The following is a 26,370-nucleotide window of genomic DNA, read 5'->3' on the forward strand; positions in this document are numbered from 1 at the left end:
ACCGGTTCGCATTGACCGGGGGCCGCGTACCGTGGAGCCATGAACGACAAGCCGGGCGAGACACCCGACGACGGCAACGAGCCGGGACCGGACCGCGGCCAGAACCCCTTCAAGGGCACGCCGTTCGAGCAGCTCTTCGGTGCCCTCGGCGGGGCGGCCGGCGCCGGTGGACCCGGCGCGGCCGGCTTGCCCGACCTGGGCCAGCTCTTCAACCAGATCCAGTTCCTCATGCAGCCGCACGAGGGCCCGGTCAACTGGGACTTCGCGCTGGACATCGCCCGCAAGGCCGTCGCGCAGTCCCCCGACCCGACGCCGAGCCAGAAGCAGCGCGACGCGGTCGCGGACGCCGTCCGGCTCGCCGACCACTGGCTCGACGACACCACCACCTTCCCGTCCGGCGTCACCTCCACCGCGGCCTGGAGCCGCGCGGAGTGGGTGGTCGGCACCACCGACGTGTGGAAGGTGCTCGTCGAGCCGATCGCGGAGTCGTCGGTGCAGGCACTCGGCGGTGCGCTGCCCGAGGAGGCTCGCGCCATGTCCGGGCCGCTGCTCGGGATCCTGGGCCAGGCCGTCGGCGGCATGCTCGCCTCCCAGGTCGGCTCCGGGCTGGGGGCCCTGGCCGCCGAGGTGCTCAGCGTCTCCGACATCGGGCTGCCGCTGGCAGCGCCCGGCAAGGCCGCGCTGGTGCCCGCGAACGTCGCGGCGTTCGCGGACGGCCTGGACGTGAGCGAGGACGACGTGCTCCTCTACCTCGCGCTGCGCGAGGCCGCCCATCAGCGGCTCTTCGTCCACGTGCCGTGGCTGCGCGACCACCTGATCGGCGCCGTGGCCGACTACGCCCGCGGCATCCAGATCAACGCCGAGGGCATCCAGTCGCGGATCGAGGAGCAGATGCGCGGCATCGACCCGACCGACCCGGCGTCGATGCAGCAGCTCCTCGAGAGCGGCATGTTCGACCTGCCGCGCTCGCCGGCCCAGGAGTCCGCTCTCCAGCGCCTCGAGGTGACCCTGGCCCTGGTGGAGGGCTGGGTCGACGAGGTCGTCGGCCAGGCGACCGCCGAGCGGATGCCGCCGGCGGCCAGGCTGCAGGAGGCGTTCCGCCGACGCCGTGCGGCGGGCGGGCCGGCCGAGGAGACGTTCGCGAGCCTGGTCGGGCTGGAGCTGCGCCCACGCAGGCTGCGGGACGCGTCGACGCTGTGGGGCTCGCTGCGCACCCGGCAGGGCGTCGAGGCCCGCGACGGCGTGTGGATGCACCCGGACCTGCTGCCGACCGCGGCCGACCTCGACGACCCGCTCGGCTTCCGCGAGGACGCCACCGCTCCGCCCCAGCTCAGCGACGAGGACTTCGACGCCGAGCTGAAGAAGCTGCTCGGGGAGTGACGCCCCACCTGGACCTGCACGCCGACGCGCTGGCGGCCTTGACCGGCTGGCGGGCGCCCGGGCGCGCCCAGGAGGCGCTGCGGCAGCGGTACGTCGAGCATCTGGCCGCCCACCCCGACGGCCTGGACCGGACCTGCCGCCCCGACCACCTCACCGCGAGCACGCTGGTGCTGGACGCCGACCACGGGACGGCGCTCCTCACCCTGCACGCCAAGGCCCGCGCGTGGTTCCAGCTCGGGGGCCACTGCGAGCCCGGCGACGCCACGCTGGTCGGTGCCGCGCTGCGCGAGGCCACCGAGGAGTCCGGCCTGGCCGGGCTGCGGCTCGACCCGGCGCCGGTGCAGCTCAGCGAGCACGCCGTACCGTTCTGCGGCACGAACGGGCCAGCGCGGCCGGTGCACCACCTCGACGTCCGCTTCGTCGCGGTCGCTCCTCCCGGCGCCGTGCACGCCATCAGCGAGGAGTCGCTGGACCTGCGCTGGTGGCCGCTCGACGCGCTCCCCGACCCGCAGGCCGACCTGGTCGAGCTGGTGGAGCTCGCGCGGGCGCGCGTCGCGGACGGTGGCTTCGAGGCCCGTCGCTAGCGCACCTCGCAGCTCGATCGGCGAGCGGTCCCCCTAGTCCACTTCCTCGTCGGGCGGCGGGTCGAGCCGGGCGGCAGTCGACCAGCCGGCGAGGTAGCCCTTGGCGCGCTCGGCGCGCGGGTAGCGGTCCACCCACGCCCAGAAGCCGGCGTCGTGCCCGGGCTCGAGCAGGTGCGCGAGCTCGTGGACGAGCACGTAGTCCACGACCCACGACGGCATCCCCTGCAGCCGCGCGGAGAGGCGGATGGTGCGATCACCGGGGGTGCACGATCCCCAACGGGTCTGCTGGTTGTCGACCCAGCGCACCGACTCCGGGGACGCGAGGCCACCGAGGTAGCGGTCGCTGAGGTCCTGCGCCCGGCGCATCAGGTCGTCGTCGCTGGGCCGCCGCCGGCGCTCGGACCGCTCCAGCCGGGTGAGCATCTTCTCCACCCACTCCGCCTCCTCGCGCCGCGAGAGGGACGCGGGGATCATCACGACGATCCGGTCACCGTCGCGGTAGGCCGAGACGGTACGGCGGCGCCGCTTCGAGCGCCGTACCTCCACCTCGGGCCGTCCCATGGCCGAACGCTACTTCCTCGCCCACGCCAGCAGCCGGTCCCGCGGCCAGGTGTTGACGATCCGGTCGGGATCGATGCCGGCGGCCTCGGCCCGCTCGCACCCGTAGACCAGGAAGTCCAGCTGACCCGGGGCATGGGCGTCGCTGTCGATGGAGAACACGCAGCCGGTGTCGCGGGCCAGCTCCAGCAGCGCGGTCGGCGGATCGCGCCGCTCGGGCCGGGAGTTGATCTCGACCGCGACGTCGTGCTCGGCGCACGCCTCGAAGACGGCGGCGGCGTCGAACCGGGAACCGGGGCGGGTGCCGCGGTTGCCGGTCACCAGCCGGCCGGTGCAGTGACCGAGCACGTTCGTGCGCGGATTGCGGATCGCGCCGATCATCCGCCGGGTCATGTCGGCGGGATCCATCTTGAGCTTGGAGTGCACGCTGGCGACCCGCACGTCGAGCTGCGCGAGCAGGTCGTCGTCCTGGTCGAGCGACCCGTCGTCCAGGATGTCGACCTCGATCCCCTTGAGCAGCGTGAAGGAGTCGTCCACGGCGGACAGGTGGCGGTTGACCGCCTCGACGACGCCCAGCTGACGGGTCAGCCGCTCCGCGCTGAGGCCGTGGGCGACGGTGAGCCGCGGCGAGTGGTCGGTGAGCACGAGGTAGTCGTGCCCGAGCTCGATGGCGGTGAACGCCATCTCCTCGATCGGGGAGCCGCCGTCGGACCAGTCGGAATGCGAGTGCAGGTCGCCGCGCAGGGCGCCGCGCAGTCCCTGACCGCCGGTGGTCAGGTCGCCGCCGTGCTCGCGCTCGAGCTCGGCCAGCCGCGCCGGCAGCACCCCTTGCACGGCGTCGGCGATCACCCGCGCGGTGCTCGCCCCGACCCCGGGCAGCGACGTCAGGGAGTCCTCCGCCACCGCCGCGGCGACCTCCTCGGCCGACAGCGGCAGGATCGCCGCGGCGGCGCCGCGGAACGCCTTGACCTTGTAGGTGTCCTCCCGGCCGCGCTCGAGCAGGAACGCGATCCGGCGCAGCGCCGCGACCGGCCCCTCGTGGTAGCCGCCGTCGTCGGTCTGGTCCGGCACGCCGCTGGCCCTCGTCTCTCCTGGGTTCGGTCCGGGTTTCTTTCCTCCACACCCGGTGGACAGCCATTGTCCCTGGTCAGGGTGGGGTACGTCGTCCGTGCGGACGTCGCCGGCCGGCGCTGTCCACAGGTTGATCCCGGGCGGGACCGGGGTCCTCCACCGGCCGAGCAGCTTCTCCACAGCTTTGTCCACAGGGCTGTCCACAGGGTGGGGTGGCGCGGCGTTGACCCTCGTGCGTCGCGCCTCCTAGCGTGGGTGGCAGATGAGGCCCTCGGCCGCGGACGGACGCTCGCAAGGGGAAGGCAAGTGTCCTGAGGTGGTCGGGGGCCTCCTCACGTCTTCTCGCAGGGAAAGGCTCCCGGGACGTCGACGTGGGCGTCGTGCGCTCCAGGTGCCGCGCGGGTCACCGGCCGGTGAAGACCGGCGCCCGCTTCTCCCGCGCGGCGCGGATCCCCTCCTGGAGGTCTGCGGTCGCCAGCGTGATCGGCTGGGCCATCGCCTCCCACTGCAGGCAGCTCTCGAAGTCGGCGTGACCGCCGTCGACCAACGCCAGCTTGGTGAGCCGACTGGCGATCGGAGCGGTGGCGGCGATCCCCTCGGCGGTCGACAGCACCTCGTCGAGGAACGAGTCGGGCTCGATCACCCGCGACACCAGGCCCAGGCGTAGCCCCTCGTCGGCGTCGACGACGCGGCCGGTGAGCAGCAGGTCGCGCGCGTGGGCCTCCCCCACCACGTTCGGCAGCAGGTAGGTGCCGGCCATCCCGGCGTGCATGCCGAGCTTGACGAACGGTGCGCCGAGCCGCGCCCCGGCGGCGGCGTACCGCAGGTCGCAGGCGAGCGCGAGGCACAGGCCGGCACCGATCGCGGGGCCGTTGACCGCCGCGATCGTCGGCACCTCGAGGCGCCGGATCGAGAGCCAGGCCCGGTAGAACGCGACCATCCGGGTGCGGAGCTGGTCCACGGTCGCGTCCGGCTCGCTGGCGATCCACGAGGTGTTCCCGCCGGAGCAGAACGCCGACCCCGACCCGGTGACGACGACGACCCGCACGGACGGGTCGGCCGCGAGCGCATCGACCGCCGCGACCCACGAGGCGGTCATCGCGTCCGACATCGCGTTGCGCTGGTCGGGGTTGTCGAGGGTGAGGACGGCGACGCCCTCGGCGGGCCGCTCGAGGCGCAGGTGCGTGAGCTCCGGGGGCGCGGCCGTGGGGGCCGACGAGGAGGCCGATGTGGAGGCCGACGTGGGGGCCGGCGTGGGGGCGGGAGTAGGGGCAGACATGGGGCACAACGTACTGATCGGCGCCGCGCCGCGCCGTGACCGGATTCACCGCTCACGGTGCGCCTGACGCGCATCTCACCGCCGGTGCCGTAGGGTCTGTGTCGGTTCGGCGGCATCCGCCGTCGGACTTCCGGCGGGTCTTCCCCTCTGCCCCGTCGCGACGACCAGTTATTCATAGGCAAGGAGGCCGTCATGGCGGAGACCTGGAGCGGCGAGTTCTACTGCGTGAAGTGCAAGGAGAAGCGCGAGGCCGAGGGCGAGGTCAAGGTGAACGACAAGGGCACCCGGATGGCGAAGGCCGTCTGCCCGGTGTGCGGCACCAACCTCAACCGCATCCTCGGCAAGGCGTGACGCGACACTTCCGCGCGTAGCGCCCCGACTCTTCTGACGGCGGCGGCGTCGCCCCGGTCCTCGAGACCGGGCGGCGCCGCCGTCGGCGTCCCGGGCCGCGCTGACCGGCCTGTGGAGGGACCGCGGCGGATCGACCCGGGCCGGGTAGACGCTGTCCATGACCCTCCTGCGCCCCGGCCTCCACGCCGTCCGTCGTGACGACCACCACCTGCAGATCGGCATCGACCCGCCGTGGCGCCTGGTGGTCCCCGACCGGCCGGAGGTGCAGCATCTCCTCGACGACCTGGAGGCCGGACGGCCCCCGGCACCTGACGGCCCCGAGGCGCACCGGGTGCTGCTCGCCCTCGCACGCGCGGGCATGCTCACCGAGAACGAGCCCGTGGCGCAGCCGACCGCGGCGGTGGGCGTGCACGGCCATGGGCCGGCGGCCGCCGAGGCGGCTCGCCTGCTGCGTGCGGCCGGCTGCCCGGTGGCCTCCGGCGACGGCGCCGTGGCGCTGGTGCTGGCCGACGGGGAGGTCCGCCGCAGCGAGGTCGACGTCCACGTCCGCGACGGCCGACCGCACCTCCTGGTCGCCGGGTCACCGCTCGGCTACACCGTGGGGCCGTTCGTGGTGCCCGGCGCGACGGCCTGCCTGCGCTGCGTCGACGCCCACCGTGGCGAGCACGACCCGCGGCGGGCCGTGGTCGTGGAGCAGCTGGGCGGGCGGCCGGGCGGCCCGGACGACCCGACGCTGCGGACCCTCGCTGCCGCGTGGGCGGTGCGGGACGTGCTCTCCTACCTCGCCGGGCGGTCGCCGTCGACCTGGTCGGCGACGGTCGCCGTGGCCCCCGACCTCAGCCCGGTACGGCGCGCCTGGGCCCGACACCCGCACTGCGGCTGCTCGTGGGCGCAGGGACTGGTGGGCTGAGCCTGGACCGAGGGAGCCCGTCAGGTCACCAGTACTCGCTGTCGAGCTTGCCCTCCATGGCGCGCAGGTTGGCCCGGGAGCACTCCTCGCAGTACACCCGCTTGCGGCCGTTCTCGACCGCGGTGCTCCAGGTCAGCGTCGTGGCCTCGTCGGCCTCCTGGCGCCCGCAGAAGTCGCAGGTGATCACGACGCCCAGGGTAGTCCCGGAGAGGGCGAGAGCCGGGTACGACGTGCGTCGTACCCGGCTCTCTGCTCTCATCACCCGCGATCAGGGAAGGGGTGGGTCTCGCTGGCTCCTAGAGTGCGCGAGCGAGGGCGAGCCGCGCCTGCTGCGCAGCCTGCTCGGCCTTGCGGCTGAGCCGACGTGCGCGAGCCAGCTGGTGGCCGCGCCGGAGCTGCTGCGCCTCTCCCAGGCGCTCGGACATTTGTGCTCTGGCCAGGTTTTCGTGGAGAAGATTCATCTCGATGGTTCCGTTCGGGTCAGTGGTCTGGGTGTTCTTCATGGGAAAGTCGGACTTTCGTGTTCGGTGGCTACACGCTCAGAGCGTGCGGGCGATGGCGAGACGGGCCTGCTGAGCGAGCTGCTCGGCCCTGCGGCCGGAGTGGAGCACGCGGGCCAGCTGGCGGCCCTGTCGGCACTGCTGCGCCTCACCCAAGCGAGCGTCGACGTGCGCTCGTACCAGGATGTCGTGGCTGTGGATCATGTCGGGTTCCTTGACGTCGTTGTCGAAGATGGACGGTTGCTGCGGGCGCAGCGGCGGTGGCGAGCCGTTCAGGCCGCCACCTCGTTCTTGCGGGGCCGGCCCCGGGGCCGCTTGCGTGGGATCACCACGCCCTGGAGGAAGAGCTGGCCTCCCCAGACTCCCCAGGGCTCGCGGCGTTCGAGCGCGCCGTCAAGGCACATCGCCCGGACCGGGCAGTCCTGGCACAGCGTCTTGGCGTGCTCGACGTCGCTGGGCGACTCCGCGAACCAGAGCTCGGGGTTGTTGGCCCGGCACGGAAGCAGCTCGTCGTCGACCTGGAGGGCCTGGTCGTGCAGCTGGCCCAGGGTCACCTCGGCAGCCCCATCGGTGCGGACGAGTTCACTGATGGTCATGTTTCACCTCCTTCTTCTGACCTGATCGCGTTGGGTGTGCGGTGCTGGCCGGACTCTTGTTCCGTCTTGAGAAACAAGAAGGCCGCGGATCCCGGGGTTCGGGTTCCGCGGCCTGGAGGCTGCCGATGCTGTTGGGTGTCAACAGGTCGGTGGTCTCCAGGCAGGGGTCCCCGGGAAGTAGGACTGGTTGAGAGCCGCGTCCTCAGTGGTGCCCGTGGTGCTGCCGATGACGGCTGCCCGATCGCGCACGACGAGCGTCGCTGCGGCGGTGCAGACATCGGTGGCACGCGTGGTCACGCCGAAGGTGTGGCCGGAAATGGGCATGGCGAAGGGCGACGGGCTCTGAGCCGTCTTCCAGGACTTGATGCTGTTCACGAGGCCACCTCCTTCGGTGAGTCGGGCGCCGATCTTGCCGGGATCGTGTGCGCGTTCCAGTGCTGCTGAGAAAACTAGCGCCTCCCCGCCGTAATGGGCAAACCATTTAGTGGGCATTTCGCGAAATATCTGGAGGAGTTGCCGCGGAGACGCTGCCGACCCCGTCTGCCGGCCCCTCGACCGGCCCCTCGACCGGCTCGGCTGCCCGCCTCTCAGCCGACGACCGTCAGCACCTCGTCGCCGTAGCGCTCGAGCTTGGACCGGCCGATCCCGTTGATCCGCAGCAGCGCCTCGGGGGTGCGTGGCTTGTGCTCGGCGATCAGCTGGAGGGTCGCGTCGGTGAACACCACGAACGCGGGCACGCTCTCCTCGCCGGCGCGCTCGCGGCGCCACTCGCGCAGTCGCTCGAAGAGCTCCTCGTCGTACGACGCCGGGCAGTCCGTGCAGCGGCCGCGCTTGAGCTCCTGGCCGGTGGCCAGCGGGCGGCCGCACTCGCGGCAGTTGGCCACCTTGCGGCCGCGCGGCCGTTCGCGGGCGGCGCGCACCTCGTCGGGCAGCAGCGGCTCGAGGAACCGCGAGGGCTTGCGGGAGCCCCGGCCGCCGGGGTTGCGCGAGAGCGCCCAGGAGAGCGTGAGGTCCACCCGGGCCCGGGTCATCCCGACGTAGAGCAGCCGGCGCTCCTCCTCGACCGCGGCCGGGGTGTCGGCGTAGGTGATGGGGAGGGTGCCGTCCTGGAGGCCGCACAGGAACACCGAGTCCCACTCGAGGCCCTTGGCGGCGTGGAAGGTCGCGAGGGTGACCCCGTCGGCGACCGGGGCGTGCTGCTCGGCGGCGCGCCGGTCGAGGTGGTCGACGAACGCGCCGAGGTCGGCGGGCTCGCCGCCGGGTGCGGTCTCGGCGGCGAACTGGGCCGCCTGGTCGACCAGCGCCTGCCAGGACTCCCACCGGTCGCGGGTCTGGCCGCGGGTCGTGGGCGCCTCCGGACTCCAGCCCATCCCGGCCAGGATCGCCCGCACCACGTCGACCCAGTCGCCGTCGCCGCTGTCGGCGGCCCGCGCCGCCTCCCCGGAGCGGGCCGCTCCGCGCAGCCGGGTGACCGCCTCGCGGACCTCGGCGCGGTCGAAGAACCGGGCGGCGCCGCGCACGACGTACGGCAGGCCGCGCGCGGCCAGGGCCTCCTCGAACGCCTCGGACTGGGCGTTGATCCGGAACAGCACGGCCACCTGCCCGAGCGAGCGACCGGCGTCGCGCAGCCGGAGCACCTGCGCGGCGACCGACTCCGCCTCGTCGACCTCGTCGGGGCGCGGGGTGTAGGTGACCGGCGGGCCCGAGGGCCGCTGCGCCCGGAGCTGGACACCGGCGCTCGCGGAGCCGCCGAGCAGCGCGTTGGCGGCCGCGACGACCTCGGGGGTGGAGCGGTAGTTGCGGACCAGCTCGATGGAGGTGGTGCCGGGATGGTGGGACGGGAAGTCGCGCAGGTAGGCGGCGTTCGCCCCGGCGAAGGAGTAGATGGTCTGCGCGGGGTCGCCCACGACGCACAGCTCGTCGCGGCCGCCGAGCCACAGGTCGAGCAACGCGGACTGGATCGGCGAGACGTCCTGGAACTCGTCGACGACGAACCACTTGTACTGGCGGCGCACCTGCGCGGCCACCCGCTCGTCCTCGGCGAGCAGGCCGGCGGTCAGCAGCAGGACGTCCTCCATGTCCATCCGGCCCTGGCCGCGCTTGACCTCCTCGTAGTTGCCGAAGACCCGGCCGACGGTGTCGGGGTCGTGGCCCGACACGCTGCGCCCGCGCTGGGCCGCGACGGCGGGGTACTCGTCGGGGTGCACGTTGCTGACCTTGGCCCACTCGATCTCCGAGGCCAGGTCGCGCAGCAGCGCCTGGTCCGCGTTGAGCCGCTGGCGCCGGGCCGCGGTCGCGAGCAGGCCGATCTTCGACTCGATGAGGGTCGGCAGCTCGGTGCCGTACGCGGTCGGCCAGAAGTAGCGCAGCTGGCGCAGCGCGGCGGAGTGGAAGGTGCGGGCCTGGACGGGGCCGGCGCCCAGGGTCCGCAGCCGGCTGCGCATCTCGCCTGCCGCCCGGGTGGTGAACGTGACGGCGAGCACCTCGGTGGGGGCATAGACCCCGGAGGCCACGCCGTACGCGATCCGGTGGGTGATCGCGCGGGTCTTGCCGGTGCCCGCGCCGGCGAGCACCCGGACCGGCCCGCGCAGCGCCTCGGCGACCTGGCGCTGCTCGGGATCGAGCGCGGTCAGCAGGTCGGCGGGCGTGGCCATGCGGGGGAACATCTCCTGAGGGCGAGGCGTTGGATCGGGTGCACGTCAAACCCTAGACGCCGGAGGCGACAGTCCCAGATGAGCTCCTTCACGATGTACACCACCCCGTGGTGCGGCTACTGCCACCGGCTCAAGAGCCAGCTCGACCGTGAGGGCATCACCTACGAGATCGTCGACATCGAGCAGAGCCCCGAGGCCGCCAAGATCGTCGAGACCGCCAACAACGGCAACCAGACGGTCCCCACCCTCGTCTACGCCGACGGCAGCGCCCAGACCAACCCGTCCGTGGCCCAGGTCAAGGAGAAGCTCGCCGCGCTCTCCGTCTAACGCCCCGCTGCGGGTCTCGCCGGTCAGCTGTCCGACCGCGCCGTAGCCGCACGCCCACCGTGACCACGGCGTCGGACGACCGACCACGAGACCGATCCCGCGGCCCGCGCGGCGACGAAGTCGACGCGCGAGACGCGGTCACCAATGTCCCGGGAGCGGGCCGCCGTACCAGTGCTCGACCAGGGACCGGCTGATCGAGACGCCTCCGGGGAGCACCAGGGTGCCGGCCTCGGCGAGCGCCTTCATCTCGGCGCGGGTGAACCAGCGGGCGTCCTCGATCTCGTGCTCGTCGACGCGCACCTCGGTCGTCAGCGCCCGGCCCACGAAGCCGAGCATCAGGCTGGCGGGCAGCGGCCAGGGCTGGTTGCCGAAGTACTCCACCGGACCGACCCGGACGCCGACCTCCTCGAGGACCTCCCGGCGTACGGCGTCCTCGAGGGTCTCCCCCGGCTCGCAGAAGCCCGCGAGCGTGGAGTAGCGCCCCTGCGGCCAGGCCGCCTGCCGGCCGAGCAGGCAGCGCTCGTCCTCGGCCCCCGGCTCGCCGGACGTGACGACCATGATCACGGCGGGGTCGGTGCGCGGGAACTGGGTGTGCCCGTTGTCGCAGGCCAGCTCGTGGCCGGACGACCGGGGCCGCAGCGGCTCGCCGCAGCGCGGGCAGAAGCGGTTCACGAAGAGCCACTCGGCCAGGCCGAGCGCGTGGAGGACCAGCGGTGCGCCGGTCACCGCATCGGTCTCGGCCCCGCTCCCGGCCAGGTACGGGAGCAACCCCCGCAGCGATGTCCACTCCGCCGGGTCGCCGGCCCTCGAGAGCGTCGCGTCCGTCACCACCGCGAACCACGCCCGGCCGTCGTGCTCCCCGAGCAGCACCCGCAGCCCGTCCGGCGCGTCGGCCGGGGAGACCCACTCGATCCGCCCGTCCCGAGGACGGACCCGGGTGCCGGAGACGACCAGGACCCGTGACCGCAGATCGGCCCACCGCTGCTCGAGCCACTCGTCGTCCCCGCGGTGCAGCGCGGTGCGGTCGTGGGGGTTGGCCGAGAGCCGCTCGTGCGGATATGTCACCCGGGCGAGGTTAGCCCTAGCCTTGTCCCACGTGAGCACCCACGTCGGCGCCCGGCCGGGCGACATCGCCCCTCTCGTCCTGATGCCCGGAGACCCGCTGCGGGCGCGGTGGATCGCGGACACGTTCCTGGACGACGCGCGCTGCTACACCGAGGTGCGCGGGATGTACGGCTACACCGGCACCTGGCAGGGACAGCGCGTCTCGGTGCAGGGCTCCGGGATGGGCCAGCCGTCGATGGCGATCTACGTCAACGAGCTGTTCCGGGAGTACGACGTGCGGTCGATCATCCGGGTCGGCTCGTGCGGCGCGTTGAGCGAGCGGCTCGCCGTCCGCGACATCGTCATCGCGTCCGGAGCCTGCACGGACTCCGCGATGAACCGGATCCGGTTCGAGGGGCTCGACTACGCCCCGGTCGCCGACTTCGGCCTGCTCCGCGGCGCCCACGACGCAGCCACGGCGAAGCAGCTGGCCGAAGGGGTGCACGTCGGGCTGATCTTCAGCAGCGACTCCTTCTACCCGGCCCGGCCCGAGCTCGCGGCCCGGATGGTCGAGTTCGGCGTGCTCGCAGTCGAGATGGAGGCGAGCGCCCTCTACACGCTCGCCGCCAAGCACGGCCGACGCGCACTCACGATCTGCACGGTCAGCGACCACATCGTGACCGGCGAGGAGACCTCCGCGCAGGAGCGCGAGCAGACGTTCGGGACCATGGTGGAGATCGCCCTCGCCGCCGGGCTGGCCCAGGACTAACCGACCGGGCCGGCGCGTTCAGAGGACATGGACATCCTCGACTCGGCGGTGATCGGTGCGGGCCAGGCCGGCCTCTCCGCGTCGTACCACCTCACCCGGCGCGGGATCGACCACGTCGTCCTCGACGCGGACCCGGAGCCCGGCGGGGCCTGGCAGCACCGCTGGGACTCGCTGACCATGCGCGACGTGCACGGGATCGCGGCGCTGCCGGACTCGGACGCTCCCGCCGACGGGGCCGGCCAGGCCAACGCCGTGGTGCCGGCGTACTTCGACGCCTACGAGCGCGCGCACCGGCTGCCGGTGCTGCGCCCGGTGCGGGTCGACCGGGTCGAGTCGACCGGCGACCTGCTCGTGGTGCACGCCGGGGACCGCACCTGGACGGCCCGCACGATCGTCAACGCCACCGGCACCTGGACCCAGCCGCACCTGCCCTACTACCCGGGCATCGGCGACTTCCGCGGCGAGCAGCTGCACACGCGCGACTACCCCGGGCCCGAGCACTTCCGGGGCCGGCGGGTGGTCGTCGTCGGCGGCGGAGCGTCGGCGGTCCAGCTGCTCGGCGAGGTCGCGCCGGTTGCCGCCGGCACCCTCTGGGTGACCCGGCGCGAGCCGGTCTGGCGCAGCGACGACTTCACGCCCGACCGGGGTCGCGAGGCCGTCGCGCTGGTGGAGGACCGGGTGCGCCGCGGGCTGCCGCCGACCAGTGTGGTCAGCGTGACCGGGCTGGTGCTGCGTGAGCAGGAGCTCGCGGCGGAGCGGCTCGGCGCCTACGAGCGTCACCCGATGTTCGTCCGCATCGAGGCGGACGGGGTCCGGATGCCCGACGGCAGCCGGTGGCCGGCCGACGCGATCGTCTGGGCCACCGGCTTCCGGCCGGCGATCGGCCACCTCGCTCCGCTGCGCCTGCGCTCGACCCACGGCGGGATCCAGCTCGACCACGCCGGTACGACGGTGCTCGCCGATCCGCGGGTCCAGCTGGTCGGCTACGGGCCCTCGGCGAGCACGATCGGCGCCAACCGGGCCGGCCGGGCGGCCGCCCGCGGCGTCGCCACCTGGCTCGACCGGGCGCGGGTCGCTGAGGACGTCTCGACCGCCTGACCGCGCCACCGCGGCCGGTTGCGAGCAGTCGGGGGCGGTCGGCAGTCGGTCGGCAGGGGCGCGGGCGGCGGCCGCGCTCGGCGGGGCGCGGGCGGCCGCAGTCGGCGGGGGCAGCTGGCAGGGGCGGCGGGCAAAGCGCGGTTGATCGGATCGACCTGGCTCATCCCAGCAACCGCACTTTGCTCTCGGCACCGGGCGGGCCGGGTCGGTCGGGTCCGTCGCGGGTCCGCCTGGCTCAGCCGCCGACCAGCACCGGCCGAGCCGTCACCACCCGCAGCCCCTCGGCCGCCCCGGGGATCGTCACCGTCCCGTCCACCCCACGCCACGCACCGGCCCCGACCCGGAAGTCGGCCGCATACGTCGTATCCACACTCACCGCCACCCGGCCCTTCGCCAGGTACCGGTGCGTGATCTCCAGATCCGGATACGGCGACCCCGCACTACTGGTCCGCTCACTCGCCCCGTCCCCGTAGCGCCAGGTGAACGACTCCGGCCAGATCCGCAGCTCCACCCGCCGCCCCAACAACCGCACCACCCGGGTCAGCTCCCCCCGCTCGGTGTAGAAGTTCGTCTCGAAGTTCACCAACGTCCGGCCACCCGGCGGCTGCACCACCAGCTCCGAGGCCGGCAACGGGATCCGCCGCAACGCCCGCAGCACCAGACCCGGCGTCACGACCGGCGGCGCGGCAACCGCGTCCTCTGGACAGTTCGTGCCGCCCTCGACGATCTCGCCGCTCTCGAGAACGTACGACGTGTAGACCATCACTGTCCCGTCATCGCAGACGTCGGGGTCGCCTGAGCAGGTCTGGCTACCGTGCATCGCGCATGACGTCTCGTGGACCACCTGAGCGATCTGGGTGGCGTGATGCGAGGACGCAGGTTGAACTGAGCCGTCCTGGCCAGCGGTCCAGGACCCGATGTAGCCGCTGGGCCCGGATTGGACTCCGCCGTGTCCATGAGTTGCCGAAGCGGGTCCACCGACCAACACGAGCACAGCCACCAGAGCAGCGATCACCACCGCCTTCATTGCGTCGCCACCGACCGGATTGTCCAGCCATCGGCGATCGGTTGGAGGTAGAGGCGGATGTCGCTGGATCCGCCCCCGTAGTGCTCGTCGTGGGCGTCGCCGGGGAGATCGACGACCTGCTCGGTGAGCGCGACATGACACTCCGTAATCGCCCACCAGCCGTCCGTCCGCTTCACAAAGTGCGTCTCCAAACGACTGACCGTTCCGTCGCCCCCGCGAATCTGGCCACCCTTGTCGTAGGCGTTCGTGATGAAGTCGATGCCGTTGTCGCAGTTGATGCAGCGCGTCGCGAGCGCTTTCAACCCGGCTACGTCCCCGGTGGCCTGGGCGTAGTTGACCATCTCCCAGTAGAACCTCACGAACGCCTCAGCCGCGGCCGCATCGCTCCCCTTCGCGGCGGCCGGCATCGTCGGCTCGACCGGCCCGGAGACGGCCGTGGTGGACGGCGAGGTGGGCGCCGAGGTCGACGGCGGGGCGAAGCGGGGCTCGGGGTCGTCGCCGGAGCAGGCGCCGAGCGCCAGCACCGACACGACACACAGGGCGGCGATCACCGTCCGAGACCGGGTCACGGCGACGATCATTCCCCGTCCGGGCGCCGCGCGAAACCGCCGCCGGCGCGCCTGTGGAGATCCACCCGCCGGTCAGGACGCCCCGTCGAGCAGCGCCTCGAGCGCGGGACGGTCCGGCAGGTCCGCGGGCTCGACCACCTCGCCGGTGCGGACGTAGTAGAACGCCGCACGGACCCGCTCGAGCGGGAGGCCGTGCAGCTCGGCCCAGGCGAGCCGGTACAGCGCGAGCTGCAGCGGGTCGGCGGTGGCGGCCCGGTTGGTCTTCCAGTCCACGACCAGGAACCCGTCGCCGTCGGCGGTGGACTCGGCGTAGACCGCGTCGATGCGCCCGCGCACCACCTGACCGCCTCCGCCCGGATGACCGAGAACCAGCGCGAACGGCGCCTCCACCTGGTGCGGCGTCCGGGTCGCGAAGGGGCCGGCCTCGAACGTCGCGATCAGGTCCTTGAGGTCGGAGTCGTCGTCGATGCCGGCGTCGGCGCGACCGGGCAGGTCGTCGTAGTCGAAGAGGTCCTGCTGGCCGAACCGCGCCTCCACCCAGGCGTGGAAGCGGGTGCCGAACCGCGCGGCCGACGACGGCGGCCGCGGCATCGGCCGGGCCAGCTCGCGGGCGAACGACTCGGGGTCCTCGCGGAGCCGGCCGAGCGCGGTGGCGGACAGGCTCGACGGCAGCCGCACCGCGAGCGCGGTGCTGCGGTCGCGGCGCGCCTCGGCGAGCAGTCGCTCCAGCTCCGCGTCCCACTCGGCCACCCGCGCGGTCTCGATCATGTCGAGACCGAGGTCGGCCGCCTCGACGTCGACCGCACGGACCCGGCGGGCAGCCTCGATCCGCAGCGCCGCCTCCCGGCCGGTGCCCGTCATCGGCCACGGGCGGGAGGGGTCGACGGCGTCGTAGGGGTTCGGGTCGCCCTTCTCCGGCCTGGCCAGCCAGGCCGGCGGCTCCGCCCAGTCGTGGAGCTGGTCGCGGATCACCTCCTGGTACGCCGAGGGGCCGAACGGCGTGGCCCGCGGGCTCCACAGGTACGACGTGACCGACAGCCGGCGGGCCGCCCGGGTGAAGGCGACGTACCCGAGCCGCAGCTCCTCCTCGGCGTCGTGGTCCCGGGTGGCGGCGCGGTACGCGTCGAGCGCGGCCTTGTCGTGACCGGCCAGCTGCGGCAGGTCGCCGGCGTCACCGCGCAGCGGTGCCGGGAGGATCGCCGGCGAGGAGGTCCACAGCGTCCGGGACCGGTTGGACGGGAACCGGGTCTCGCAGACGCCGACGAGGAAGACCGAGTCCCACTCCAGGCCCTTCGAGCGGTGCACGGTGAGCAGCTTGACCGAGTCGGCCTCGGTCGGGGTCGCGACGTCGAGGCCGTTGCCCTGGTCGTCCTCGGCGGTGAGGTAGGCGAGCAGTGCCGGCAGGGTCACGTCGCCGTCGACCGCCTGGAACTCGGCGACCGCCTTCACGAACAGGTCGAGGTTGTCGCGCCGGGCCGCGGCCGCCGGGCTGACCGCGGACGCGAGCTCGACGTCGGTGCCGCTGGTGTCGATGATCCGGCGGACGATGTCGAGCAGCGGCTCCCCGACGTACGTGCGCAGCACGCGGAGCTCGGCGGAGAGCAGGCCGAAGCGCTCCAGCGCCTCGGGCGAGTACGCGTGCTCCCCCGGGTCGGCGAGCGCGTCGTCGAGCGACGGGATCTCGGCCGGGTCGATGCCGTCGGCGATCTCGAGGAGCTGGTCGGTGATCGACGCGGCATCGGCCCCGCGCCCGTGGCGTCCGGCGATCGCGAACGCGCGGCGGCTGAGCAGCCGCAGGTCGCGCGGGCCGATCGCCCAGCGCGGCCCGGTGAGCAGGGTGAGCAGCGCGGCGTTCGCCGTGACGTCGTGCAGCAGCGTCAGCGTCGCGACGACCTCGGCGACCTCCGGCAGCCGCAGCAGGCCGGAGAGGCCGACGATCTCGACGGGGATGCCGGCGCTGGTGAGGGCGTCGAAGACGTCCTCGGCGTGCGCGTTGTCGCGGGTGAGGACGCCGATGTGGGCCCAGCCCCCGTCGTCGGGAAGCCCCGCGTGCGCCTGCTTCACCGCGTCGACCAGCCAGGCCAGCTCGTCGGCGTGCGTCGCGAACACCTGGGTGGTGACGGTGCCGGTCTCGGCCTCGGGCTTGGCGACCAGCGGCTCCACCTGGCCGTACTTCTCGTACAGCGGCGCCGCGAGCCGGTTCGCGACCTCGAGGATGCGGGCGTCGGAGCGGCGGTTGACGGTGAGGGGGTACGTCGGGACCGGGCCGCCGCCCGCGGCCGGGAAGGTGTCGGCGAAGTTGAGGATGTTGGACACCGACGCGCCGCGCCAGCCGTAGATCGCCTGGTTGGGGTCGCCGACCGCGGTCACCGGGTGACCGCCGCCGAACAGCCGGGACAGCATCACCGCCTGGGCGACCGAGGTGTCCTGGTACTCGTCGAGCAGCACCACCTTGAACCGCGAGCGCTCCAGCTCGCCCACGTCGGGCTGCTCGCTGGCGAGCCGGGCGCCGAGCTCGATCTGGTCGGAGAAGTCCATCAGGCCGAGATCGTGCTTGAGCCGCCGGTAGGCCTCGACCAGGCCGAGCAGCTCGCCGCGCCGGTCGATCGCGGAGATCGCCTTCTCCATCGCGTCGCGGTAGGTAACGCGGTTCTTGCCGCCGGCCTCCTCCGCGAGCGCGGCCTGGAACCCGCGGCACGCCTCGGCGTCGACCTCGCGCACGGCGTCCGGCCCGACGAGGTGCTCGCTCATCGCGCTGTCGAGGGCGAGGAGGTTCTGGATCACGGTCTCCGGGTGGTCGGAGAGGTACCGCACGTCGCCGGTGTAGCGGTCGACGGCACGGGCGCCCAACTGGTAGCGGGCGGCGTCGGTGATGACCCGGGTGTCCGGCTCGTGGCCGATCCGCAGGCCGTGGTCGGTGAGCAGGCCGGCGGCGTACGCGTTGTAGGTGGCGACCGTCGGCTCGAGGACGTCGCTCTGCCCATCACCCGGGGCGTCTTCGGGCTCCTCCAGCGCTCCCGCGGCCTTGAGGGCCTGACGGATCCGCTGGCGCAGCTCGCTCGCGGCCTTGGTGGTGAACGTCAGGCCGAGCACCTCGTCGGGCCGCACCTGGCCGGTGACGACCAGGTAGACCACGCGGGCCGCCATCAGGGTGGTCTTGCCCGAGCCGGCGCCGGCGATGACGACCGCGGGCGCGAGCGGCGCCGAGATCGCCGCCCACTGCTGCTCGCTGGGGGCGTACGACGTGCGCATCACGGCCGCGAGCTCGTCGGGCGTGCTGATCCGGCGGCTCACCGGGCGGTCACCGACCCCGCGCTCTTGATCGGGCAGATCGCCACGAAGCTGCAGTCGCGGCAGTGCTGGCCGGCGACCGCCGGGAACGTCTCCGCGCGCATCAGGGACGCGGCGTGCGCGAGCCGGAGGCGGAGGTCGTCGCGCGCCGGTCCGTCGTCGGCCTGGGCGGCCTGCGCCTGGACGGCGGCGGTCTCGCCCCCGTCGGTCAGGCCGAGCTGGACGAGCTCGGCCCCGCCGGCGTGGGCGCCCGGCGCGAGCTCGGCGACGGCGTCGTGGTCGACGGCGTACTGGTAGAGGCCGAGCTGGACGTGGCTCTCGACCGCCTTGTTGCTCGGCTTGGCCCGGCCGGACTTGAGGTCGACCACGACGACGCTGCCGTCGGCGTCGAGCTCGATCCGGTCGGCGTAGCCGCTGATCTTGACCTGCTCTCCGTCGTCGAGCGTCACGACGGTGGTGAACGGGTACTCGGTCGCGAGCAGCTCGCGCGGGTTGTCGAGGTGCCACTGGAGGAACCGGCCGACCGCCGCGCGCACCCGGTCGTGCTCGCGCGCCTTCGACCACGGCGTGCGGAAGTCGAGCCGGTCCCAGACCGCGTCGACGTGCTCCATCAGCACCTCGACGGCGGGCTCCAGCTCGCCGGCCGCGACCCGCTGGGCGAGCGCGTGGATCAGCTCGCCGAGGTTGGCGGACTGGTGGGCCCGGGCGACGCCGCCGGCCTCGCGCTCGAGGAACCACTGGGTCGGGCAGACCGCGACCGCGTCGAGCACGCTCGCCGAGACGGGCACCGGCTGGTCGGGGTCGCGGATCGGCTCGACCGAGCGGGTGGCGGCGCGGGTGCCCCACCAGCTCGACGGGTCGGCGATCCGGACCTCGGGAGCCAGCCGGGCGAGCCGGCGCGCGGCGGCCTCGCGGAGGGGCTCGGAGGTGTCGGGGTCGGCGAGGGTGCGGCGCAGCTCGGCGACCAGCCCCGCGAGCGACAGCGGCCGCGGTGGCCGGCCGACGACGCGCTCGACGCTCACCCCGAGCTCGTCGAGGAACCGGGACGGCTGCTCGCCCTCGTCGTCGGGCGAGGCGACCGCGGTGATGACCAGCCGCTGCCGGGCGCGGGTGCAGGCGACGTAGAAGAGCCGCCGCTCCTCCATCAGCAGCTCGCGCGTCGTCACCGGCGGCACCACGCCGTGCTCGCCGATCCGGTCGGCCTGGAGCAGCGTCGAACGCCTCCGCAGGTCGGGCCAGCCGTCCTGCTGGACGTGGGCGACGACGACCAGCCGCCACTCGAGGCCCTTGGCGCGGTGGGCGGTGAGGAGGCGTACGGCGGCGCCGCGGGCACCCCGCTCGGCCAGGGTGTCGGCGGGGATCTGCTGCTGCACGAGCGTCGCGAGGAAGGCCCGGACACCGACGTGGTCGCGCTGCTCCTCGGCGCGGGCGGCGACGTCGAAGAGCGCGCAGACCGAGTCGAGGTCGCGGTGGGCGCGGCGAGCGGCCCCGCCGCCGAGGTCGACGGACCGGCGCAGCCGGGCCGGCCAGCCGGTGCGGGACCACAGCGTCCAGAGCAGCTCCTCGGCCGAGGCGCCGCCGCGCAGCTCCTCGCGGGCGTCGAGCAGGAGCTGGGCGAGGGCCCGGGCGCGGACGACCTCGGGGCCCTCCAGCCCGTCGAGGAACCCGGGCTCGGCGACCACCCGGCGGACCAGGTCCCGCGAGGTCCGCGGGGTGCGGGCCTCGGCCTTGCTCTGCTCCTTCTCGCGGGTGCGCAGCCGCCGGGCGAGGCGGCGCAGGTCGCCGGCGTCGAGCCCGCCGAGCGGACCCAGCAGCAGCCCCTCGGCCCGGGCGGCGTCGAGGTGGTCGACGTGCTCCACGTCCGTCTCGGCCGGTCGGGTGTCCAGGGTGACCACCGCACGCAGGGCGTCGAGCAGCGGCAGCACGGCCGGGTCGCGCACGAGCGGCACCTCGTCGCTGGCGACCTCGACCGGCACCCCGGCGGCGCCGAGCGCCCGACGCAACGGCGGGATCGACGTACGGCCGGAGCGGACGAGCACCGCCATCTGGTCCCACGGGACGCCGTCCTCGAGGTGGGCACGGCGCAGCAGGTCGGCGAGGTGCTCGGCCTCGGCGCGCTCGGTGTCGAAGGTGCGGACCAGCACCCGCCCCTCGCTCCCCTTGTCCTGGGGGGCGATCGGCTCCGCCTCGGGCGCCAGGAACGCCGCGCGCGCCTCCGCCGGGATGCTCCCCGGCAGCGCCAGCCGGCCGGCCACCCGCTGCGAGGCGACCAGCAGCCGCGGGCCGAACCGGCGCGTGGTGCGCAGCGCCATCACGTCGGCCGGCGCGCCGTCGGCGCGCGGGAACTCGCTCGGGAACTCCAGGATGCCGCGCACCTCCGCGCCCCGGAAGCCGTAGATCGACTGGTGCGGATCGCCGACGACCACCAGGTCCCGGCCGTCGCCGGCGAGGGCGCGCAGCAGGGCGACCTGCCCGGGGTCGGTGTCCTGGTACTCGTCGACGAACACGGCCCGGATCCGCGCCCGCAGCTCGTCGCGGTGGGCCTCGGCCTCGATCGTGGCGCGGCGGATCAGGTCGGCGTAGTCGGTGGCGCCCTGGGAGTCGAGGTTGGTGAGGTACTGGTCGAGGAAGAGGCCCGCGGCGACGTACTCGGGCAGGCCCTCGTCCTCGCCGAGCACCCGGAGCGCGACGCCGTCGAGGCCCTTCTCGCGCGCACGGGACAGCACGGCGTGCACCTCGCGGGCGAAGCCGCGCGTGCCGAGGGCCCGGGCGAGCGACTCCGGCCAGGCGACCGACTCGGGGTGGTCGGTGAGCAGCTCGCGCAGCACGACGTCCTGCTCGGGAGCGGACAGGAGGCGCAGCGGCGCCTCGTAGAGCTCGGCCGGCGAGTAGCGGCGGATCAGCCCGTAGGCGAAGGAGTGGAACGTCGAGCTCAGCGTCGTCGACATGGTGCGGCCCAACCGGGCGGTGACCCGGTCGCGGAGCTGCTCGGCGGCCTTGCGGGAGAACGTCAGCGCGAGGATCTCGTCGGGCCTCGCCCCGCGCTGCTCGATCCGGTCGACGATCGCCTCGACCAGCGTCGTGGTCTTGCCGGTGCCGGGGCCGGCGAGCACGAGCAGCGGCCCGCCGGGATGGTCGACGACGCGGCGCTGGTGCTCGTCGAGCTCGGGGACGGCCGCGGCGACGTCCGTGCGCACGAGGCGGTAGGAGGTCGCGGTGGCCGTCATGTGGCCATTCGATCACCCCGCGCCGACAGCGCACGACAATGGCCCCGTGAGTCCCCGGACTGTGGCCATCCTCGCCTTCGACGACATGGAGGTGCTCGACTACGCCGGCCCGTACGAGGTGTTCAACGTCGCCGGCGAGCTGGGCGAGGGTGCGCCGTTCTCGGTGTTCTCGGTCGGCCTGACCGGCGTGCCGGCCGTCGGGCGGGGCGGGTTCACCGTGGTGCCGACGTACTCGCTCCAGGACGCCCCGCCGCCGGACCTGCTGGTGGTGCCGGGCGGCGCCGGCACCCGGCGGCTGCTCGCGGACGACCGGCTGCTGGCGTGGGTCAAGGAGCGCGCGGCCGAGGTGGAGCTCCTGCTGTCGGTGTGCACCGGCGCACTGGTGCTCGGCGCGGCCGGACTGCTGGAGCGGCGGCCGGCGACCACCCACCACGACGCGTACGACGAGCTGGCGGCGATCTCGCCGACCACCACGGTGGTCCGCGGGCAGCGGTTCGTGCGCAGCGCGGAGACGATCCTGACCTCGGCCGGGGTCTCCGCGGGCGTCGACCTGGCGCTGCACGCCGTGCAGCTGCTGGCCGGGCCGGCCACGCGCGACCTGGTCGTCGCCGAGATGGAGTGGATGTGGCAGTCGTGACGTGCGTCCGGGTCCGAGCTCGCGAGGACGGGCCGGACCCAGGCGCCACGTCGAGTAGTCGCGCGGGCGAGGAACGGGGGCCGCGACCGGCGAGGCGAGACCACGACCGATCCCGGGCCTTGGCAGATCTGGCCGTAGGCGGCCCCACCGGCGGTCGATAGCGTCCTCGCATGACAAGCGAAGGCCCCCTCTCCGACCTCGTCGTCCTCGACCTGACCCGGGCCCTCGCCGGCCCGCACGCCGCGATGATGCTCGGCGACATGGGCGCCCGGGTGATCAAGATCGAGCCGCCGGCGGGCGACGACACCCGGGGCTGGGGGCCGCCGTTCATCGGGGCCGACGACGAGCGGGAGTCGACGTACTTCCTCTCGGCGAACCGCAACAAGGAGTCGCTGGTCCTCGACCTGAAGTCCGAGGAGGGCAAGGACCTGCTGGCGCGGCTGGTCGCGCGGGCCGACGTGCTGATGGAGAACTACCGCGTCGGAGTGCTGGACCGGCTGGGCTTCCCGGTCTCGCGGCTGCACGAGCTGAACCCCGGGCTCGTGGTGCTGAGCATCACCGGCTTCGGGCACGACGGGCCGGAGGCGACGCGCGCCGGCTACGACCAGATCGCGCAGGGCGAGGGCGGGCTGATGTCGATCACCGGCACCGCGCAGCCGACCAAGGTCGGGGTGCCGATCGCGGACCTGATCGCCGGCATGAACGGCGCGTTCGGGGTGCTCGCCGCTCTGCACGAGCGGGCCCGCACGGGCCGCGGCCGGGTGGTGCGGACCTCGCTGCTCGCGGGGATGATCGGCGTGCACGCGTTCCAGGGGACCCGGTGGACGGTCGCCGGGGAGGTGCCCGGCCTGGCGGGTGACCACCACCCGTCGATCGCGCCGTACGGCATGTTCGCGACCGCGACCGCGCCGGTGCAGATCGCGTGCGGCTCGGAGGGCCTGTGGCGCGCCCTGTGCGCGGCGTTCGGCTGGGACGCGGCGGAGCCGTCGTTCGCCACGAACGCCGAGCGGGTCGCCAACCGGGACGCGCTGATCACCCGGATCGAGGAGCTGTTCGCGGCCGAGCCCGCGGAGCACTGGCTCGCGGCGCTCGCGGCGGCGGGGGTCCCGTCGGGCAAGGTGCGCTCGATGGACGACGTCTACTCGTGGGAGCAGACCCTGTCGCAGGGGCTGCTGCTCACGGTCGAGCACGCCACCCAGGGCGAGCTGCGGCTGCCCGGGTCACCGATCCGCTTCGACGACGACCCGTGGTCGGGCGGCCGGTCGGCCCACCTCGCTCCCCCGACCCTGGGGCAGCACGACGCCTCGATCCGGGAGTGGCTCGACTCGTGACCCACGACTGGCACGCCTGGCACGAGGAGTACGCCGACCCCGCCTCCGACCTGTCGCGGCGCCTGTCGGTCGTACGGGACCGACTGGGCGCCCTGCTCGGCGCCGCGCCCGGCCGGGTCCGGCTGGTCAGCATGTGCTCGGGTGACGGCCGCGACACCCTGCCGGTGCTCGCGTCGACGGGTGGGGACGTCGACGCAGTGCTGGTCGAGCTCGACCCGGACCTTGCGGACGCGGCGAGGGCGACAGCACGCGACCTGGCCCTCGACCGGGTCGAGGTCCGGACCGCCGACGCCGGCACGACGTCGGCGTACGCGGGAGCCGTGCCTGCGGACGTGCTGATGACCTGCGGGGTGTTCGGCAACGTCACCGACGCCGACGTCGCCACCACCGTGGCGCAGCTGCCGGCACTGCTGGCGACGGGGGCGCATGTCATCTGGACGCGCGGCTGCCGGGTGCCGCAGGACCCCACCGACTTCGACGGCGACCCGAGCGAGCTGGTCCGTCGGCTCTTCGCCGAGGCGGGGTTCGAGGAGGTCGACTTCGTGCGACCCGACGACGCCGGGTTCCGGGTCGGCGTGCACCGCTGGCCGGGCGCGGGCACGCCGTACCAGCCCGGCGTGCGCCTGTTCAGCTTCGTGTGACAGCTCCGGGAGCTCCGGTCCGAACGGTGGGCAGTTCGGGCGACGGGGACGCAGCCGCGACTCCCGGCCGCAGACGTCCCGGCGAACTGCCCCGGGCACGGTCCGCGGGCACGGCCTCGATCCACCGACTTCCGCCTGCTGCGCGCCCCCATCGGTGGATCGAGGCTGAGCCGGATCCGGTTCGGTCCCACCACGGTCAGGCCGGGTGCTTCTGCGCCAGTTCTTGCGCTTGTCGGCCGTTGCAACGGCCGACAAGCGGAAGAGTCCCCGGTGAACCGGGGAATAATGCGGCGCCTCGACCTACCCCAGGTCGACGATCGCGGCGACCGGGCCGCCGCCGTCGGGGCCCTGGTGGGCCGCGGAGACCGAGACGAACACGGCGGGGTCGCCGGTGACCGCCGCGGTGACGCCGCCGACGCAGGACTTGATCTGCCGGTGCCAGTGCACGTCGGAGTCGTCGAGCATCGCGTTGCGGCGGCCGCGGACCAGGCCGTCCTGGGATGCCTCGCACTTGAGGAACACGTTGACCAGCCGGCCGTCGAGGTCGGCGGTGCGCGGCCGCTCGGGCAGCTCGAGGCCGGCGTTCTCGATGGCCTCCCAGATGCCGTCCTGGTCCAGCGCGTCCTTCATGACCGAGTGACCGATCCGGTAGCGACCACCGACCCCGGGCGCGTTGCCGACCACGACCACCTGCGCCTGGTCGAGCTCGACGCCCGAGGAGCACGAGGCCACCGAGGAGAACAGGGAGCGGTCGTGCATGACGTCCTCGTCGCGCGGCATCTCGATCTCGCCCAGGGCGACCGCGATGCCCAGCGCCGTGCAGCCGTTGGAGAGGTCCATCGACTCGTGGGTGTGCTCGGTCCACACGGTCTTCCCGCGAGACTTGGCGTCGCGGATCGTGTGGATCGTCAGCAGCGGCGTCTTGGTCTGGACGTAGTGGACGTCGGCCGGGTCGGTGATGCCGGCGCGCTCCATGGCGACCTTCACCGCGGCGGCGACCTTGGTGATCATCGGGGTGCGTCCGATGTCCTCGGGGGCGAGCCGCTCGCTCATCGCGAAGCCGACGGTCAGCCGCGGCTCGTCGGAGGGCGCCAGGTCGCCGGTCAGGTCCTCGGGCGGGACCGTCGCGAAGATCGTCGCGTGCGGGCTGATCACGCCGTCGGTGCCGCCGGACCACACGATCGGGACCTGCTTGACCTGCTCGGCCGGGGCGCCCTTCTCGACGAGCACCTCGCGGAAGGCCCGGTCGGCGATGATCCGGGTGTAGTCGTTCACCCCGCCGTTGCCCTCGGTCTTGCCGATGATCGCGATCACCCGCTCGGCCTTCATCACGCCGTCGTCGATGAGCTTCGCGAGCTCGCTGGCATCGGCGACGGAGTGGATCGGGACCTTGCGTACCTCGATGGCGTCGGGCATGGGTGGTGTCCTCCTGGTTGCGGGCGGGTTGGGCTAGAACGCTGTGGAACAGGACGGGCGAGAGCGAGCGGTCGTCGCGCAGCCGCGCGGATCGTTCATCAGCGTCCTAGTCCGGCACGACGACGGTTCCCGCGTCGCCGGTGATGGCCGGGGCGATGTGGCTCAGGTCGGTGATCACGGCCCGGGAGCCGCCGGCCTCCACGAAGCGGCAGGCGGCGTCGACCTTTGGGCCCATCGAGCCGCTGGCGAAGTGCCCCTCGGCGGCGAAGGCCCGCAGCTCGGACACGGTCACGGTGCCGAGCGGCTCGGCATCGGGCGCGCCGTACCGCAGCACAGCATGGGACACGTCGGTGCCGATCACCAGGACGTCCGCGTCCACGGTGCGGGCGAGCAGGGCCGCACCCAGGTCCTTGTCGATCACGGCCTCGACGCCGCGCAGCGTGCCGTCGGGATCGCGCACGGTGGGGATGCCGCCGCCGCCGTTGGCGACCACGACGAACCCGGCCTCGACCAGCGCCTGCACCGCCGGCGCGTCGAGGATCTCGATCGGCTCGGGCGAGGCGACCACGCGGCGCCAGCCCTTCTCCCCGCGGTCCTCCCAGGTCTCGCCGTGCTCGATGAGCACCGCGGCCTCGTCGGCGGGGAGGAACCGGCCGATCGGCTTGGTCGGCCGGGTGAAGCCGGCGTCGTCGGCGTCGACGAGCGCGCGGGTCACCAGCGTCGCGGTACGTCGTTCGACGCCGCGCGAGGCGAGCGCGGCCTCCAGCGCGTTCATGAGGACGAACCCGAGGGTCGCCTGGGTCTGCGCGCCGCACCAGTCCAGCGGCACCGGTGGTACGACGGTCGCGGCGACCTCGTTCTTGACCAGCAGGTTGCCGACCTGGGGCCCGTTGCCGTGGGTGATGACCACCTCGACGTCGGCCCCGAGCAGGTCGGCGACCGCGGCCATGGCGACCCCCGCGGCCGCGATCTGGTCCTCGGGCCGGGCTCGACCGTCGGCGTTCGTCATCGCGTTGCCACCGAGTGCGAGCAGGACCCTCATGGCGTCGAACCTAGTGACCCGGTGGGCGCCGGGCACCGTGGCCGGCGACGAGGAGCGGCCCCGATCGC

26 protein-coding genes are annotated in these 26,370 nt (G+C 73.7%); 10 read left to right on the forward strand and 16 right to left on the reverse strand.

The genetic code is table 11. The features are described from left to right. Positions 1-39 precede the first annotated feature (39 nt). Positions 40-1,380 (forward strand): zinc-dependent metalloprotease, encoded by a 1,341-nt coding sequence (locus QMC84_RS15790; RefSeq protein WP_300376270.1) that lies wholly within the window; start codon positions 40-42, stop codon positions 1,378-1,380. Next, positions 1,377-1,964: an NUDIX hydrolase gene (locus tag QMC84_RS15795; RefSeq protein WP_300376273.1), complete on the forward strand. Its 588-nt coding sequence runs from the start codon at positions 1,377-1,379 to the stop codon at positions 1,962-1,964. Before QMC84_RS15790 ends, QMC84_RS15795 begins: the two co-directional genes overlap by 4 nt. A 33-nt stretch (positions 1,965-1,997) precedes the next feature. Here QMC84_RS15795 and QMC84_RS15800 read toward each other — a convergent pair whose 3' ends face one another. From QMC84_RS15800 to QMC84_RS15810, 3 genes are all read right to left on the reverse strand, one after another. Further along, a complete protein-coding gene (locus QMC84_RS15800; protein WP_300376275.1) occupies positions 1,998-2,525 on the reverse strand; it encodes a M48 family metallopeptidase in 528 nt (175 codons plus the stop codon). Positions 2,526-2,534: 9 nt separating this feature from the next. Further along, on the reverse strand, positions 2,535-3,593 hold the full coding sequence (locus QMC84_RS15805; protein ID WP_300376277.1) for a PHP domain-containing protein: 1,059 nt from the start codon (positions 3,591-3,593) through the stop codon (positions 2,535-2,537). 403 nt (positions 3,594-3,996) lie between these two features. Then, a complete protein-coding gene (locus tag QMC84_RS15810; RefSeq protein WP_300376279.1) occupies positions 3,997-4,872 on the reverse strand; it encodes an enoyl-CoA hydratase-related protein in 876 nt (291 codons plus the stop codon). A 192-nt stretch (positions 4,873-5,064) separates the two neighbouring features. On the opposite strand from QMC84_RS15810, the gene QMC84_RS15815 reads away from it, so the two are divergent. Further along, positions 5,065-5,223 (forward strand): DUF5679 domain-containing protein, encoded by a 159-nt coding sequence (locus QMC84_RS15815; protein ID WP_011754982.1) that lies wholly within the window; start codon positions 5,065-5,067, stop codon positions 5,221-5,223. Between the two features lie 157 nt (positions 5,224-5,380). Continuing rightward, positions 5,381-6,133: a hypothetical protein gene (locus QMC84_RS15820; RefSeq protein WP_300376283.1), complete on the forward strand. Its 753-nt coding sequence runs from the start codon at positions 5,381-5,383 to the stop codon at positions 6,131-6,133. 25 nt (positions 6,134-6,158) lie between these two features. On the opposite strand, the gene QMC84_RS15825 is transcribed toward QMC84_RS15820, so the two are convergent. The 6 genes from QMC84_RS15825 to QMC84_RS15850 all read right to left on the reverse strand — a co-directional run bounded on the left by QMC84_RS15825 (position 6,159) and on the right by QMC84_RS15850 (position 9,883). Then, a complete protein-coding gene (locus QMC84_RS15825) occupies positions 6,159-6,392 on the reverse strand; it encodes a hypothetical protein (protein WP_300376438.1) in 234 nt (77 codons plus the stop codon). A 37-nt stretch (positions 6,393-6,429) separates the two neighbouring features. After that, positions 6,430-6,636, reverse strand: coding sequence for a hypothetical protein (locus QMC84_RS15830; RefSeq protein ID WP_300376285.1), 207 nt, complete (start codon positions 6,634-6,636; stop codon positions 6,430-6,432). A gap of 36 nt (positions 6,637-6,672) precedes the next feature. Beyond that, positions 6,673-6,837, reverse strand: a complete 165-nt coding sequence (locus QMC84_RS15835) for a hypothetical protein (protein WP_300376287.1) — start codon at positions 6,835-6,837, stop codon at positions 6,673-6,675. Positions 6,838-6,905: 68 nt separating this feature from the next. Then, a complete protein-coding gene (locus QMC84_RS15840) occupies positions 6,906-7,229 on the reverse strand; it encodes a WhiB family transcriptional regulator (RefSeq protein ID WP_011754979.1) in 324 nt (107 codons plus the stop codon). A 138-nt stretch (positions 7,230-7,367) separates the two neighbouring features. Next, positions 7,368-7,604, reverse strand: coding sequence for a hypothetical protein (locus QMC84_RS15845; protein ID WP_300376290.1), 237 nt, complete (start codon positions 7,602-7,604; stop codon positions 7,368-7,370). 212 nt (positions 7,605-7,816) lie between these two features. Then, the gene (locus QMC84_RS15850; protein WP_300376292.1) at positions 7,817-9,883 is read right to left on the reverse strand and encodes an ATP-dependent DNA helicase UvrD2; all 2,067 of its coding nucleotides are present in this window, start codon (positions 9,881-9,883) and stop codon (positions 7,817-7,819) included. 78 nt (positions 9,884-9,961) lie between these two features. Here QMC84_RS15850 and QMC84_RS15855 point away from each other — a divergent pair, with 78 nt between their 5' ends. After that, positions 9,962-10,210 (forward strand): mycoredoxin, encoded by a 249-nt coding sequence (locus QMC84_RS15855; protein WP_300376294.1) that lies wholly within the window; start codon positions 9,962-9,964, stop codon positions 10,208-10,210. 138 nt (positions 10,211-10,348) lie between these two features. Here QMC84_RS15855 and nudC read toward each other — a convergent pair whose 3' ends face one another. Beyond that, a complete protein-coding gene (nudC, locus tag QMC84_RS15860) occupies positions 10,349-11,275 on the reverse strand; it encodes an NAD(+) diphosphatase (RefSeq protein WP_300376296.1) in 927 nt (308 codons plus the stop codon). A 31-nt stretch (positions 11,276-11,306) separates the two neighbouring features. Between nudC and deoD the strand changes: the two genes are divergently transcribed. Further along, positions 11,307-12,023, forward strand: coding sequence for a purine-nucleoside phosphorylase (gene deoD / locus QMC84_RS15865; protein ID WP_300376298.1), 717 nt, complete (start codon positions 11,307-11,309; stop codon positions 12,021-12,023). A 27-nt stretch (positions 12,024-12,050) separates the two neighbouring features. After that, positions 12,051-13,121 carry an FAD-dependent oxidoreductase gene (locus QMC84_RS15870; RefSeq protein WP_300376301.1) on the forward strand — a complete coding sequence of 357 codons (1,071 nt, stop codon included), beginning with the start codon at positions 12,051-12,053 and terminating at the stop codon, positions 13,119-13,121. 235 nt (positions 13,122-13,356) lie between these two features. Here the strand turns inward: QMC84_RS15870 and QMC84_RS15875 are convergent, their stop codons facing one another. From QMC84_RS15875 to QMC84_RS15890, 4 genes are all read right to left on the reverse strand, one after another. Next, positions 13,357-13,884: a hypothetical protein gene (locus tag QMC84_RS15875; RefSeq protein ID WP_300376303.1), complete on the reverse strand. Its 528-nt coding sequence runs from the start codon at positions 13,882-13,884 to the stop codon at positions 13,357-13,359. Between the two features lie 260 nt (positions 13,885-14,144). Further along, positions 14,145-14,729, reverse strand: coding sequence for a DUF6318 family protein (locus QMC84_RS15880; RefSeq protein ID WP_300376305.1), 585 nt, complete (start codon positions 14,727-14,729; stop codon positions 14,145-14,147). A 60-nt stretch (positions 14,730-14,789) separates the two neighbouring features. Continuing rightward, positions 14,790-18,011: an ATP-dependent DNA helicase gene (locus QMC84_RS15885; protein ID WP_300376307.1), complete on the reverse strand. Its 3,222-nt coding sequence runs from the start codon at positions 18,009-18,011 to the stop codon at positions 14,790-14,792. Further along, the gene (locus QMC84_RS15890) at positions 18,008-21,235 is read right to left on the reverse strand and encodes an ATP-dependent DNA helicase (RefSeq protein WP_300376309.1); all 3,228 of its coding nucleotides are present in this window, start codon (positions 21,233-21,235) and stop codon (positions 18,008-18,010) included. Before QMC84_RS15890 ends, QMC84_RS15885 begins: the two co-directional genes overlap by 4 nt. A gap of 46 nt (positions 21,236-21,281) precedes the next feature. Here QMC84_RS15890 and QMC84_RS15895 point away from each other — a divergent pair, with 46 nt between their 5' ends. From QMC84_RS15895 to QMC84_RS15905, 3 genes are all read left to right on the forward strand, one after another. Then, complete coding sequence (locus tag QMC84_RS15895; protein ID WP_300376311.1) at positions 21,282-21,872, forward strand: DJ-1/PfpI family protein; 591 nt, start codon at positions 21,282-21,284, stop codon at positions 21,870-21,872. A 170-nt stretch (positions 21,873-22,042) separates the two neighbouring features. Next, complete coding sequence (locus tag QMC84_RS15900; RefSeq protein ID WP_300376313.1) at positions 22,043-23,203, forward strand: CoA transferase; 1,161 nt, start codon at positions 22,043-22,045, stop codon at positions 23,201-23,203. After that, a complete protein-coding gene (locus QMC84_RS15905; RefSeq protein ID WP_300376315.1) occupies positions 23,200-23,844 on the forward strand; it encodes a class I SAM-dependent methyltransferase in 645 nt (214 codons plus the stop codon). Before QMC84_RS15900 ends, QMC84_RS15905 begins: the two co-directional genes overlap by 4 nt. Positions 23,845-24,144: 300 nt before the next feature. Here the strand turns inward: QMC84_RS15905 and QMC84_RS15910 are convergent, their stop codons facing one another. Together QMC84_RS15910 and arcC are read right to left on the reverse strand one after the other, a co-directional pair. Next, entirely contained in the window at positions 24,145-25,260 is a 1,116-nt protein-coding gene (locus QMC84_RS15910) for a ring-opening amidohydrolase (RefSeq protein WP_300376317.1), read from the reverse strand. 106 nt (positions 25,261-25,366) lie between these two features. After that, positions 25,367-26,302 (reverse strand): carbamate kinase, encoded by a 936-nt coding sequence (arcC, locus tag QMC84_RS15915; RefSeq protein ID WP_300376319.1) that lies wholly within the window; start codon positions 26,300-26,302, stop codon positions 25,367-25,369. Positions 26,303-26,370 lie beyond the last annotated feature (68 nt).

Source organism: Nocardioides sp. (assembly GCF_030019515.1).
Taxonomy (GTDB): Bacteria; Actinomycetota; Actinomycetes; order Propionibacteriales; family Nocardioidaceae; genus Nocardioides.